This window comes from Rhodospirillales bacterium (genome assembly GCA_023898785.1).
Taxonomy (GTDB): Bacteria; Pseudomonadota; Alphaproteobacteria; order Micavibrionales; family Micavibrionaceae; genus TMED27.
Genome location: CP060239.1, coordinates 885,562 through 898,940, shown reverse-complemented (window position 1 = coordinate 898,940; position 13,379 = coordinate 885,562). Strand labels below are relative to the sequence as shown.

General features: G+C 49.1%; 15 protein-coding genes, 1 tRNA gene and 2 pseudogenes. 1 reads left to right on the top strand and 17 read right to left on the bottom strand.

The window, feature by feature from the left end; genetic code table 11:
* Positions 1-73: 73 nt before the first annotated feature.
* The 6 genes from H6859_04675 to H6859_04650 all read right to left on the bottom strand — a co-directional run bounded on the left by H6859_04675 (position 74) and on the right by H6859_04650 (position 4,823).
* Positions 74-907: a hypothetical protein gene (locus H6859_04675; GenBank protein USO06477.1), complete on the bottom strand. Its 834-nt coding sequence runs from the start codon at positions 905-907 to the stop codon at positions 74-76.
* Positions 908-1,160: 253 nt separating this feature from the next.
* Positions 1,161-1,565: a hypothetical protein gene (locus H6859_04670; protein ID USO06476.1), complete on the bottom strand. Its 405-nt coding sequence runs from the start codon at positions 1,563-1,565 to the stop codon at positions 1,161-1,163.
* 143 nt (positions 1,566-1,708) lie between these two features.
* Positions 1,709-1,921: a DUF3126 family protein gene (locus H6859_04665; GenBank protein ID USO06694.1), complete on the bottom strand. Its 213-nt coding sequence runs from the start codon at positions 1,919-1,921 to the stop codon at positions 1,709-1,711.
* A gap of 24 nt (positions 1,922-1,945) precedes the next feature.
* Positions 1,946-2,728 carry a 1-acyl-sn-glycerol-3-phosphate acyltransferase gene (locus H6859_04660; GenBank protein USO06475.1) on the bottom strand — a complete coding sequence of 261 codons (783 nt, stop codon included), beginning with the start codon at positions 2,726-2,728 and terminating at the stop codon, positions 1,946-1,948.
* Complete coding sequence (locus tag H6859_04655; protein USO06474.1) at positions 2,725-3,576, bottom strand: GNAT family N-acetyltransferase; 852 nt, start codon at positions 3,574-3,576, stop codon at positions 2,725-2,727. The genes H6859_04660 and H6859_04655 overlap by 4 nt, the downstream gene beginning before the upstream one ends.
* 77 nt (positions 3,577-3,653) lie before the next feature.
* Positions 3,654-4,823 (bottom strand): hypothetical protein, encoded by a 1,170-nt coding sequence (locus H6859_04650; GenBank protein ID USO06473.1) that lies wholly within the window; start codon positions 4,821-4,823, stop codon positions 3,654-3,656.
* A 222-nt stretch (positions 4,824-5,045) separates the two neighbouring features.
* On the opposite strand from H6859_04650, the gene H6859_04645 reads away from it, so the two are divergent.
* Positions 5,046-5,122, top strand: a tRNA-Arg gene (locus tag H6859_04645).
* On the opposite strand, the gene H6859_04640 is transcribed toward H6859_04645, so the two are convergent.
* The 11 genes and pseudogenes from H6859_04640 to H6859_04590 form a co-directional block, all read right to left on the bottom strand.
* A complete protein-coding gene (locus H6859_04640) occupies positions 5,085-5,291 on the bottom strand; it encodes a hypothetical protein (protein USO06472.1) in 207 nt (68 codons plus the stop codon). The two genes, H6859_04645 and H6859_04640, sit on opposite strands and share 38 nt — an antisense overlap.
* A gap of 50 nt (positions 5,292-5,341) precedes the next feature.
* Positions 5,342-5,787 (bottom strand): annotated as a pseudogene (locus H6859_04635) (IS3 family transposase).
* Positions 5,780-6,202: pseudogene (locus tag H6859_04630) on the bottom strand (IS1595 family transposase). Before H6859_04630 ends, H6859_04635 begins: the two co-directional pseudogenes overlap by 8 nt.
* Before the next feature lie 269 nt (positions 6,203-6,471).
* Positions 6,472-7,682 (bottom strand): IS3 family transposase gene (locus H6859_04625; protein USO06471.1). Its coding sequence is split into 2 segments (ribosomal slippage): positions 6,472-7,427 and positions 7,427-7,682, totalling 1,212 coding nucleotides; the frame shifts between segments, so codons are not numbered across the junction.
* 145 nt (positions 7,683-7,827) lie between these two features.
* Entirely contained in the window at positions 7,828-9,996 is a 2,169-nt protein-coding gene (locus tag H6859_04620; GenBank protein ID USO06470.1) for a nitrate- and nitrite sensing domain-containing protein, read from the bottom strand.
* Between the two features lie 79 nt (positions 9,997-10,075).
* Positions 10,076-10,822 carry a sulfite exporter TauE/SafE family protein gene (locus H6859_04615; GenBank protein USO06469.1) on the bottom strand — a complete coding sequence of 249 codons (747 nt, stop codon included), beginning with the start codon at positions 10,820-10,822 and terminating at the stop codon, positions 10,076-10,078.
* 5 nt (positions 10,823-10,827) lie between these two features.
* Positions 10,828-11,151, bottom strand: a complete 324-nt coding sequence (locus H6859_04610) for a hypothetical protein (protein ID USO06468.1) — start codon at positions 11,149-11,151, stop codon at positions 10,828-10,830.
* Positions 11,148-11,654 carry a molybdenum cofactor guanylyltransferase gene (locus H6859_04605; protein USO06467.1) on the bottom strand — a complete coding sequence of 169 codons (507 nt, stop codon included), beginning with the start codon at positions 11,652-11,654 and terminating at the stop codon, positions 11,148-11,150. Before H6859_04605 ends, H6859_04610 begins: the two co-directional genes overlap by 4 nt.
* Complete coding sequence (locus H6859_04600) at positions 11,651-12,091, bottom strand: molybdenum cofactor biosynthesis protein MoaE (GenBank protein ID USO06466.1); 441 nt, start codon at positions 12,089-12,091, stop codon at positions 11,651-11,653. The genes H6859_04605 and H6859_04600 overlap by 4 nt, the downstream gene beginning before the upstream one ends.
* 7 nt (positions 12,092-12,098) lie before the next feature.
* Positions 12,099-12,350, bottom strand: coding sequence for a MoaD/ThiS family protein (locus H6859_04595; protein ID USO06465.1), 252 nt, complete (start codon positions 12,348-12,350; stop codon positions 12,099-12,101).
* Positions 12,347-13,378, bottom strand: coding sequence for a bifunctional molybdenum cofactor biosynthesis protein MoaC/MoaB (locus H6859_04590; GenBank protein USO06464.1), 1,032 nt, complete (start codon positions 13,376-13,378; stop codon positions 12,347-12,349). Before H6859_04590 ends, H6859_04595 begins: the two co-directional genes overlap by 4 nt.
* Position 13,379 lies beyond the last annotated feature (1 nt).

Here is a 13,379-nt window from a genome sequence, read left to right as displayed (position 1 = left end):
CTCTACCCTATATAATTGTACGCTATTGAAGTGTTTCCTGGCAAATAGCTTTTTAAAATGTTACCCAATCTCCCTAAGGAGCAGCCTTACAAACATCGTCTGCCGGGTTCGCATTGTCTTTATTATCAAAGTAACACGCAGGATTTGTGCAGACTTTTTCTTCATATTCAAATTGAGCGGCGCCCATAATAGGGTTTCCTGCCAAATCCTGTGCATACGTAGATTTCTTAACCATTACGCCAGTAGGAATAGGGGTTGCATTCGCGCACCCGCTGCCGGAAGCCGGTGCTTTAAGTATAGGTAACAATGTATCAACCTTATCAAAGGCGGCCCAGCTCCAGTCCTTGTTTTTTGCTATTTCCACGCGCATAGGCGTAATTTGGTGAGTGCCGGGGCATGCTTTCGGTTTGGTTCTGGGGTCAGTGTTTAGAAGCGCAGGCGTCGAAAAATAGCTCTCAAAAGTCATAAACGGAACATTCAGGCCAAAATCCTCACATTTTGAGATATAATGCATATTGTACATATGGTCACAAACCCCGGACGCGCCCGCAACTGTAGGCGAGAAATCATGATTGTCGCCAACCGCCGCTCCGGCCAAAAAATCATAAGGGAAGCTCTTCTCGCCATATCTATCCAAACCTTGTAAGACAAGGTTTTCAATGGATCTATCGAGATGGGTGTTACCTAAAAACACATCAATGGTAACACTCTCGCCCATAATATTGACCGTAACAGGGTGCCAGCGTGTGCTTTCCGAGAAAATCGGCCCGGCAATCGTGGCAACTCGCGCGGCCAAATAATCAAAACAGGTATATTCCAGGACGCTGTCGGGTTTGGTGATGGTTGCATTGGTAATAACCATTTCACGCTCAGCCTCGATAAAGGCTTTTGCGTAAATTTGGTTCATAAAGTTCGCATCACAGGCATTAGGGCGAGTAGGGCCGGCTGGCCATGAACGTACGGCAGGCCAGTCTTTACTGCTGTTCGGCCCGGTCTCCGGATTAAGGAGTTGCGCCGCGCTAGGCTTAGTTTCGCACGGCAAGCCGGGGAGGCAAGCGGCTGACGCGGAGTATGCCCACAGCGTTGAAAAGAACAAAGCCGCATATGCAAAGGCGCCAGGTTGAAAGGTCCTAAAATAATATTTTCTAAAAGAAATCATATTACCGGGCCTCCCTGTAAAGAGACTGTTCAGGGTCCCAGGTATAAAGTTGGAAGTCAAAATCATTCTCTTGGTTATCGAAAACCAGTAAATTACGTACGCCGTGAGCGTAATCGTTGCCCAATAAAATATACGCTGCTTCAATTTTTCCTAAATTAATCATGCCGTTTTTGGCTTCCCCAAGGATGAAATAATCACACAATGGAGCGCGTTCACACATTTTCGTACGGACAATAAATTCGTGCAGGCCATCGCCATTAAGATCCGTTCCCGCAAGATCGAATTTCTCCAATGGCGAGCTTAACTCATTGACAGTAAAAGATTTTATCTTCTCTTTGCTGCTATAGGCGAGGGGGGTGTCAAAACGCAGACTCTCAGCAGCTTGCGCATAAGATATGCCCAGCATACACAAAAGAAACCCGGTAATTAAAAAGGTTATCTGAAGTCTCAAAGCTACTGCCCCAAATTGCTCACTCCTTTAATTTTAGCAAATTGGCGCTAAGGCTGGCAACAAACGCTTTTAAAAACAGCTATTTTGCGCAAGTTTTTTTAACTGGTTGCCCCCGGTAGGTCAATTTCAAGAATGGGCATGTCAAAGTTAAAGTCGCCGTCTTCGTCTTTGTAAATCACCCCGATGAATTCACCGTTAAGCAAAACTTCAACGGAATCCCTAGCTTTCTCACGTATTTTAAGAGCAAAACCGGTATTTTTGAGTTTTCCCTGGAGATAGGATTGTAGACGAGATACTTCTTCGGGGTGAATTTCGACCATTTTATACGCTCCTCATTATGCGGCTTTTGAAAGTTTCAGACCCTTGGATACGGTTTCATGACATACTTTGGCAAGTGTTTTTCGATCAGAAAAGTCATTTGCCCGAACAATATCGTAAAATTTGATGTTTAAAACCGCGCCGGACGTCTTGGCAAAGCGCCAAAGATGTTCGGGAAGCTCCGTATCCATATCGCGGTGCCAGGCGTACAGATCACGCTCTTCCTGTGTTTTCGGGGCGCGGCCATTTGAACTTACAACTTCAATGCTCACGGGCTGAATAACAAGGTTTTGGGCATCTTTCTGTAACATGATCGAAAACAGGCTGGATTTAAATGGTACAACTTCCCGCCCGTCGGTAGACGTACCTTCAGGGAAAATTATCAGATTTTTACCGTCTTTAAGCATCTCGGCAAGCGCATTGGCACCCTTGCGGGCATCCTCACGCGAGCGGCTCACAAAAGCAGTTTGTTGAAGCTTTGATAAATAACCAAACACCGGCCAACTCGCGACATCCTTTTTAGCCACGAATGAGCCATAGCAAATCACCGAAGCCAGCGCTGGAATGTCGAGATAAGAGATATGATTGCTGACATAAATGACCTGAGAATCTGTATAAGGTTTACCTTGCATTTGAACGCGAATGCCAAAGACAGCGCATACAGCTTTGTGCCAAAGATGCGGAAGTATATAGGCCCCTCGTCCTTTGTAAACTAGCAGTAAAAGTGCTTGAAGCGGCACAACTAGAGCGCAGAGCAGAGCAAAACCAAAAAGCTTTAGGGACGCGAATGTGAGGTTCATGATTCTTTCGTCTTTTTAAAAGCGGAAAGTTCATGCACATTATTTTCAGCGTCATCACTGCCGGGAATAGTTTTTTGAATTTTACGTTCGTAATGCTTGCGATAGCGATCTGCCAGCAAATGCGTCTGTACGACGACGAAAACATCGGTGGTGTTGAATTGCTCGTCGATCACCGCACCGTCTCCGATGCATGACCCTGCACGCAAATACCCCTTGATAAGCGGGGGTAATTCGGCAAAGACTCTGCGCGCATTAATGTCTTCCTGTGGAATAATATCCATATTAATATACTGCCCCTTCAGCGCTCGCGGGCGAATAGTTTCCGGCGCAAGGTGATAGTGATGTAAATATGAAAGCGGCTTGGATATGCTCTTAATATCTGTGCTGTGCAGGCTCGCGCAGCCGAACATCAGCTCAATATCATACTCGCTGATATAATCGGCAATTCCCTGCCAGAGCAGCTGCAAAATAGGGCGTGTACGATAATCCGGTAAAACACATGAACGTCCAAGTTCCAGCAAAGTCGAACCACACTTAAGCAAAGGGGAAAGATCATATTCACTGGAAGAGTAAAATTGCCCGACCTGATCTGCACCCGAGCGTTGCAACATGCGGTATGTTCCGACGATCTTGTCACTGGCCCCGGAAGAATCAATAACAATCAAATGGTCTGCATAAGCATCATATTCATCGAAATCTCGGCGATCGGCGACCATTTCTGCAGTAGGAATTGCATCATATTCTTCATAAAAGACTGTATAGCGCAAGGCCTGTGCGGCCTCCATCTCGGCTTGCGTTTCGGCAAGGCGTACAGAAATGGACTCAAGTTCAAGTTCAATATGGGACATGATAACTCTGCATCCTAAAAATTAACGCCGCAACATCAAGCATTCCTTGCCTGCCGTAGGCATAAATGCAGAGACAACTATTTTACAAACAGGTGAACCTCATTGGTCACGGCCTGCGCACTCTTATTATAGGACAAGTCAATACGCTCATGCGGCAGGCCCATTTGTGTCAATGTCCGCAGGACTTTTTCAGCATTGCGCCGCGCTTTCGTGCTCTCTATGGCAATCTGTGCGGCATTACCTTGCATAGGCGTCACAGCGACCAGATCAAAGCGCGCGTTAGGATAACGCTTGAGAGCTTCGTTAATAGCCAGATAAATAGGCTCTTCATAAGCAACGTCAGGACGATCAAACTTGATCTTGGCCAGAGGCCGCGGGCCTGAAGAAAGGCTGGCCGCAGGAGCCACAGGGTCCGCAGACGTTGTACTGGGCACCAGTGTAGCATCATAAGCCGATACACCGGAAAAAGGCCGTTTAGCCAAACTGCGGCCATAAAACTCACCATTAGCAACGGCCAACCCCAAAAGACGCAAATTTTCACGCTCAGAGCTTAAATAGGTGCTCGTGCGGGTCATGTCATCACTGATGGTATTCAAAACCCTCTCAATCAGGATCAGCGTGTTATTAATAGCATCCTCAACCTGGGCAAGGTGCACATGGTCTTCTTCGATAGCCCCCGACAGGCTGTAGGCTGCGCGTGCTTCCTCCAGAAGAAAAGAAGCTTCCGAAGCTATATTTGATGTTTCGACAGCCATTCCATTCAACTTGGCCATACTGCTGGAAAGAGTTTCAAGCTGACCTTCAGCATCATCCAGACGCTTTACGAGGCGGGGATTACCAGGCGTTGTACCGGATTGCAATTGTGTATTAATTGTCGCGATATTCGCGTAATATTCCGCCGCGCGCTCTTCATTCACGCGCTCCAGCCCATTCAAATTCCCGGACAAGCCTGCAACAGAGTTTTGGATACGCGCCAGTTCACTGGTAATATTTCCAATTTTACGCCCAACCAGAGTCTGTGAGGGCTTGAAGTATGAATCACTTAAAACTTCCTGCGGCTTGATTGTGCGCACCTGCGCAGGTCTGCTGTAAATTTGACGTTGCAAATTTTTCGGCAAAGGCTCGTTGGTAATAACCAACGAGGGCAGGGACTCTTTTTGCTTCGCTACAGCCTGCGCCGGGATGAGAACCAGCAACGCAGCCACAACGACAATCGGTTTTAAAAAAATCGGAGAGGGTGTAATCATGATCTAAACAAATTCTTCTTACATTGAACACGCCCAGCAAGCACTTCAGGCGCATCATCCTTAAACTATGCCCAAACATCACCATTATTATACAGAGAGTCAAGTGAAACCCTTGTTATAAGATGAGTTTTACAGTGTAAAAATATTGAAATGCAAAATTACTAAAGACAGACTTGCAAAAAAAAATAAATTCGTCTATGGTCTGCCGACTTTTCAAGGGATGCGCCCGTAGCTCAGCTGGATAGAGCGCCTGACTACGGATCAGGAGGTCAGGAGTTCGAATCTTCTCGGGCGCGCCATTTCCCATTTAGTGCCGGAAATATCCCTTAGAGCCTTGAACGGGCTGGATAAATTCGGTGTTCGAAACCCGGTTTTCCGATCATATACAAGACGCTCTGCAAAGACGAGTTTTAGCACCGGCCGCTTGAGTTCCAATGCGCTGGAACCGTTGTAATTAAACAGTTTCAAGAGTGTTCGAACATCCGCTCGAAGGGAAGTAGTGAATCGCCCCTATGGATCTAGACACCTCGATTTTTCCATTTTTGCTGTTTTTCAAAATCGATTGGTGACAGCAATCCGTTATTACCATGCTTTCTTTTCGGATTGTAGAAAAATTCGATATATCAAACACATCATCGCGGGCATCTTTGCGCGTAGCATAGGTTTTACGCCGGATACGCTCTCGTTTTAAAAGCTGGAAAAAACTTTCCGCCACAGCGTTATCGTAGCAATTCCCTTTGCGGCTCATGCTCATTTCCAAATTATGCTTATCAAGAAAAGCCTGCCACTCATGACCGGTGAACTGACTGCCCTGATCGGAATGAATGATGACTTGCTGCTTTGGTTTCCTGCGCCATACCGCCATCAACAGAGCACTCAATACCAGATCCATCTGCATCCGTGATTGCATCGACCACCCCACCACGCGCCGTGAATACAGATCAATCACAACCGCCAGATACAGCCAGCACATTATAGCCGCGCCAGCAATCGGAATAAACGATGCTATCGGGCTGGATTTTATCTCGGATGATGGGCATCAAGGTCTTGCTCCCCGCATCTGGAATGATCTGTGTGTAAACCTTGCCGCCGCGTTTGAGGATTCCAAACACTGGCACTTTACCAGCGGCACCACGCCCCCGTTTGCCCTTGCGCGTGCCGCCAAAGTAGCTTTCATCGACTTCAAACTCCCCTGAAAGCAAAGCCTCGTTATTGCATTCAAGGGCAATAATTTCCCGGAGACGGTGAAAATAATAGGCAGCAGTCGTCTTGTTAACATTAACAAGTTTTGCTGCTGTACGGGCAGTTGATCCCGACACAAAATGTTCGATTAATCGATCCTGTTTATATGAGCTTATTCGACTTTTTCGCATGTCCATAGTGATAACCTTTCTCGGTTATCTAGGACAGCCCCTTCCTTTATTTTGGAGATGGGCAAGACGGTCGGCAAAGGCTAATTTGAGCATCGCTCTTTGGCTCTCTAACCGGCCTTAGGCCCAGAGATTATAAGGATTTTCAGAAATCTGAGCGCGGTTCTAAGTATGAAATCGAAATCGCGCACCGGCCTTGCCGCATTTAGCGATTAGAGGTGGTCTCGGTTCTTCGGCCAGCTTTGCGGCGAAGTTAAGCTACGATCGGTTGGTTATTGTCATGCCGCCTGCCTGTGGTTTTGTTTCTCCGGGTGAAGGGCGCGGCCGCCGGAGCCGTTAGGCGGCGGCGCCACGCCCGAGGCCGGAGAAACAAAATTTCGTTCATCATAAACGTCGTCCGGGGTTTGTCCATCAAATACCGAATGCGGCCTCTGCGCGTTGTAAAACGCCAGCCAGCGCCCGATATCCCGCCTGGCTTGCAGGCCGCTCTCGAACGCGTTCAGATACACGCATTCATATTTCAGACTCCGCCACAGCCGCTCGATGAACACATTGTCCATCCAGCGGCCCTTGCCGTCCATCGAGATCGCGATCCCGTTTTCTTTCAGGACGCCCGTCCACGCGTCCGCCGTGAACTGGCTGCCCTGATCGGTATTGAAGATCTCCGGCGGCCCGTAGCGGGCGATGGCTTCCTCCAGCGCCTCCACGCAAAAGCGCGTTTCCATCGTGTTCGACAGCCGCCAGGCCAGCACCTTCCGGCTGGCCCAGTCCATGATCGCTACCAGATACAAAAACCCGCGTTTGACAGGGATGTACGTGATATCCGCGCACCATACATGGTTCGGGCGGGTGATCGTGAGCCCCTTGAGCCGGTAGGGATAAATCCGGTGGCCGGGATGCGGCATCGAAGTGCGCGGCCTTTGATAGACCGCCTCGATTCCCATCAGGCGCATCAGACGCCGCACGCGGGTGCGGCCTACCTCGTACCCCTGACGGCGCAGATGCCGGGCCATCTGACGGGACCCGTAAAACGGGGTTTGCAGGAATTGCGCGTCAATCAGCCGCATCAGCGCCAAATTGTCCGCGCTCTCCCCGCGCCGCTCGTAATACCAGCCAGAGCGGCTGATCCCCAGCAACCGGCACTGCGCCGCGATGCCGATATTGTCATTGGACGGGTCTACCATTTCCTGCCGCCCCCGGACCGCAACCGGGCGGAGGCATCGGCTAAAAAATCACGTTCCACTGTCAGCTGTCCGATCTTGGCGTGCAAGTCCCTGACCTCGGCGTTATGCGCGTCCGCTCGCGATTCCAGCTTGCCCGCAAAACCCGCCTCCAGCGCAGCCAGAGCCTCCTTCTTCCAACGGTGAATGACCGTCGCATGCACCCCGTAACGGGATGACAGCTCCGTGATCGGCGCGTCCTCCCGCAACGCCGCCAGCGCAACCTGCGCTTTAAACTTCGCCGGGTAGTTCTTCCTTGTCTTGCTCATAATCCATGACCCTCCTTCGGTCATAGATCGTAGCTTAACTCACTGTCCGAATTCTTGGGGCCACCTCTATTTTTTCCTACAACGCCGCCTTAATAAAACAGCGAAAATTGGCGACACGGCAGGCCTTTTTACAGGGGGCGGGGGCTTAGGCCGCCTTTCTTGGCTCTTCGTCTTCCTGATCTATGGTTTTTTTACTTTCACCGTTTCCTTCCGATCTGATTCCGTTCAGGAACCGGTCAACGGAGTTTTTAAGATTATCGGAGAGTTTTGCTACTTCTCTGGCCGCATTCAAAACAGCATCGGCAGACGATCCGGTTTCTCCAGCTCCTTTTTGTACATCCACTATGATTTGAGACACCTGTTGAACGCCTTGAGCCGCTTCGCCGACACTGCGCACGATTTCTGATGTTGTAGCGTTTTGTTCTTCTACAGCTGCTGAAACCCCCGTAACAGACTGATCGATGTCTGAAATATTGTCGATAATCCGTTCCATAGCGCTAACAGAAGCACGTGTTGCCTCCTGTATCTGTATAATACGAGTATTAATTTCATCTGTTTTATTGCCAGTTTCGGTCGCCAGCTTTTTGACTTCCTCTGCCACAACAGCAAAGCCTTTTCCGGCCTCTCCCGCTCTTGCCGCTTCGATTGTCGCGTTCAATGCCAAGAGATTAGTCTGTTCTGCTATACCTTGAATAGCGGTAACAACTTCGCCAATATTTTCGACCAGTATATTTAGATTGCTTACTGTTTCATTGGCGTTTTTAGCATTTTCCGCTGTATCGTTTGATTTCACCCTCGCACTAGAAATCTGTGAAGCAATCTCACTTGCGCTGGCGGACATTTCTTCCATGGCAGAAGCCACGGTACTGACATTCGTGCTGGCCTCTTCCGAAGAAGCTGCCACCGTCTGGCTTGATTGAGAGGTGTTATCAGCAATACTGCGCATGCTTTCGGCTGTGGATTGTAGTTCGGAAGAAGCTGAGGCAAGAGAGTTAATCAAACCTCCAACCTGGCCATCAAAATTATTTGCCAGTTCTACCATAGCTTTTTTCTTTTCTTCCTCTGCTTGCTCCTGAACTTTCAGAGCTTCTTCTTCCATGCGTTTCTTCTCAATCAGTCCTTGCTTAAAAACCTCAATGGAACGGGCCATCCCGCCCATTTCATCTTTGCGCTCTGTTCCCTGAACATCAACTTCCGTATTACCTTTCACAAGCTCGTTCATCACTTCTTCTGTGTTATGAATATTTTGCAGAAGATCCTTTAAAATGATAAAGGTCAAAATAGAAACAACGGCAATTAAACCAATAAAAACGAAAAGATAAAAATTCCTGATTGACAATGCGCTGCTTGCACCCTGATGGGCAATGTGCCTGACATCTTCGGCTATATGGTCCTCTATTTCTTTAAGGATGTTAATTTTTGTGGTCATGGTTTTAAACCAGAGAGCAGCATTAACTTTGTCGGTAAGATTATAAGAATTGTCTTCAGATAAAGCGATTTCGCGCATCTTGCTAACTTCGGCAAAAGATTTATCGTTGATTTTCTCTTTATAGAATTTTAGTTCTTCACCTGCTGCATAGACCTCAAACACACGCATATATGTATCTTGCGTAGTGATAAGATTAGCCAGTTTGCTTTGCAGTGCTGAAGTCCATCCGCTGTCAAAACCCGCTGCTCCAACGGCCCTCTCAATCCCGGCGCGTTCTTTCGATTGCAGAAAACTTAGATAAGCCGACACATCACGCAAAATATCCGGATCTTCAGCCAGGAAAACCGCCTTGTTCGTGATACCGAGAAAATTTCCGTTCATGCTTGTGTAATAACCAACGGCATCGGGAAGTGATATCGAAATATTTTTTACTTTTTTGCGAGTATCTTCAATTTTATCCAGATCACCCAAAGCGGCCTTTAGCGCTTCATTATATTCCTGTCCGTAACGGTTTGTGTCCAGTCTTTCCAGAACGGCTGTTAACTGATCCTTTTTTGCGTTTGTTTCCAGATATTGTTTTGGCAAAACATCGCCAAAGTTAGAGCCTTTGCTATTAATAAAACCGGCAGAGGCGCCGCGTTCTTTCTGAAGTTCATGAACAAGATTGCTGGCTGCAATGGAAATTTCCATCAAATCTGAAAGGCTGCTCTGACGCGAAGCCTGCTCTTGTAGAGATACAATCTTTATCCCCGCCAAATTTACAACCCCCAGCACCGGAAGAAGAACAATAAATAGAAGTTTGTACTTAACAGCAATATTTTTCAAAAAATTTGTCATGATGGCTCCCCCCGCTAGTAATGTATTCTTTCGTAAAAATACAAACAAGTCCACTCTGTCGACAATCCCTGTTTTTTCACAGAAAGACGTTGATTCAGATCAAGGGCATACAGGCGCATTTCAACCTCTAAAGAACTTCCCGAAGCAATCTTATGGAAACATAAAGAACGAGGAGCGCTGTCAGTTTTTTTATTATGTCAGGATTAATGCGCGAAGATCCTGTCCACGACCCGATTTGCCCCCCGATCAGGACAGCAGGAAGCAAATACCAGTATGACAGAGCCAGAGGGAGTATCTCTGTTTCTCCCAGCTTCATCGCCTGTCCCGCAAGACCGGACAGGGAATTCAGAAGAATGAACAGGCTGCATGTTCCGGCGATATTGCGGGAATCACTCCAGCGCAGAAAATGAAGGACGGGCGCCAGAAAAATTCCGCCGCCGATGCCGGTCAACCCGGCGATAAACCCCAGCCCTCCACCGATAACAGGAGGGACAAAAGGCGGCATATGTCGGACCGGTTGCGAAAGGATACTCTTCTTCTCCGGCCATAGCATGTTAATGCCTGAGAGAAAAAGAACGCCTCCCAGAAGTCCGATAAAAACTGTTTCCGGAATCTCAATATAACCTCCTATCCAGGCTGCCGGAACAGAAAGAGCCGTCCACGGCAGTACCTTGCGGACATCAATATGCCGCCCGCGCGAAAAATGCCAGACGCCACCGCTGACAACGATAATATTGCACGTCAGGGCAATAAACGGCAGCACGCGGTAGTCCGTTCCGCTTAAGACCAGAAGCGCGTTATAGGTCGATCCGCCGCCGAACCCGACGCAGGCATAAAGCAAAGCTGTGATGAAGAAGAGCGCTGCAAGAACCATGGCGCTTACTCTTTTATACGCGGACGGCTGTCGGCTCTCAGGTCAACCTGTAAAAAAACATCAAGACCGTCTATATGAGCGAAAAGCCCTTCTTTGCTTTTTCCCATGCCAACCAGTTTTTTAATTTGCCCTTTTGTCGTCCCAAGGACCAGTCTTCCTTGATCCATGGTGATTTCCAGATTGCCGCCGGCACAAGGATCAATCGCCATTTCAAAACAGTGTCCTCTCATGGGAATACTTTTTTCCAGCGATTTCCCTTCGGCCAGTACATTCATTTCTTCTTCCGTTATTTTAAAAGTGACAGAGTTTTCGGTGATTTTAACATTCATAAAGCAGCCACCTCCTTCCACTCTTCCGGCGTATTGACGTTTTTCATAGACGAAGAGAATTGTTCGGGCAACGCCAGGGGATAAATGCCGCGAGAATCGAGCAAGCCCTGTACGGAGGTTTCATGGTTTTCTGAACAGGGCGGCGTCATAAAAGCGGGTAACGGACAGCCTTTGAAGTAAGCGCCGTTTTTTTGCTGCATAAGAATTTGCAGCATGGCAGGTTCCAGAAGCGGCATATCGACGGGAACAAAAAGAAAGCCTTTATAATCCGGAAAATGCCGAATAATCGTTTCTATGGCCTTCGCGGGGCCGCCAAAAGGATTCTCATCCGGCATGCAGTCATACCCCTCAACATTACCGCTAATGATGATCGTTTCGACCCCGGAGTGTTTCAGGATCGCCGTCATATGCTCAATGAGGGGTTTTCCATGATACGAAAGGAGCGCTTTATTCTGTCCCATCCGGCGGGAACGCCCCCCCGCCAGAATCACGCCGAGAGTCATAACGCCTCCTTCAGGGAATGTCCCGGCAGCCAGTCGCTTATCCCGTCCGTGTAGTGTTCTTTTTTCCAGACAGGCAGGCGTTTTTTGATTTCCTCAATCACATAACGGCAGGCATCGAAACTTTCCGCCCGGTGGGGAGAACTGACGGCGATCACGACACTGATCCCGCCAACATCAAGCGTGCCGTGGTAATGAGCAACATAGTAACGCGTGTCCGGCCAGAATCCTTGCGCCTCTGCGCAGATATCCCGCAGCGTTTTTTCAGCGAGCGTTTTATGCACATCATAGGTAATGCCCGTGACGTCTTTTCCTTCATGCGTATTGCGTACAGTGCCGATAAAAGTGTCAATGGCGCCATGTCCCGGATCGCAGACATAGGCAACAGCTTCCTGCAGGTTTAAAAGCGTATTGCCGATAAGGACCTGAATGCCGTTCATGTTAGATCTACCCTCCACAGACAGGCGGTAAAATGGAGAGCGCTGTTTCATCCTTCAGGATATAGGCATTCGGCAGGATTTCATTGTCGTTCGCTAAAACGGAATCTTCAACCAGAGCTTTTTGAGTCTGTCCCAGTTTTTGAATAAGGGCCTGCTTTACCTCCAGAACGGAGCTGCCTTCAGCAATATCCACATTCAGGCTTTCGCCGAACTTCCTGAACACACCGAAACATTTGACGGAAAGGCTTATCGTATTCATGGTTTTTCTCCATAGCCCTGTTTTTTGATTTTCTCCAGAGCATCGCCGATAAAGGGCGCGATGATTTCCCAGCATTCCTTGACAGCCTTGGGAGAGCCGGGAAAAGCAATCACCAGTGTCGATCCGACCATCCCCGCGCTCATGCGCGAAAGCCACGCCGTATCGGTGTAGTGCAGGCTTTCAGCGCGCAGAAGATCACCAAGCCCCTCCAGCATCCGGTCGCTGATTTCTTCCAGAACCTCCGGTGTGACATCGCGCGGCCCCGGTCCCGTGCCGCCCGATGCAATGAGAATATCCGGCTTGCCTTCCAGAGAAAGCTCTTTTATCGCTGCAGAAATTTTATCCGCTTCATCCGGCACCACGTTGCAGCATTTGACGTCCGCTCCCGCTTTTGAAAGCAGATCGTTCAAAACGGGGCCGGATTTGTCCTCGTATTCGCCGCCGGCAGCGCGGTCGCTCATAACGAGAACAGCGGCTGTTTTGCCCTTCAGGCTTTGTTCGTCCGGAAGTTGCGCCGCCAGCCAGTCAGGAATGCCGTCCGGGTTTGTCCAGACGCCGCTCTTGCCACCTGTTTTGACGAGAAGCCGGGTGCCGTCCATCGACAGATTGGGATCGACGCCCTTGGTCAAATCCCAGATTGTCAGAAGCGCGGCATTGACTCCAGCCAAAGCCTCCATCTCCACGCCCGTTTTGGCAAAGGCCGCAGCCTGCGCATAGACCGTGATGTTTTGCTCCTGTTCGTTCAGATCGCAGTGAATGGTGACCTGATCGAGCGGCAGGGTATGACACATCGGGATCAGTTCCGGCGTTTTCTTCGCGCCTGTAATTCCGGCAGCCTCCGCCAGCGCCAGAACGTTTCCTTTCGGCAGCGTGCCGTTTTTAACCGCTTCGAAAGCCTCCCGGCCCATGCGGATCGTGCCGCAAGCCACGGCGCGCCGACGCGTGGGACGCTTGCGCCCGACATCGATCATTTTAAAATTCGGTGCCTGCGCCGTCGGAAAGGCGATAACGTCCTTTGATTTTTCCATG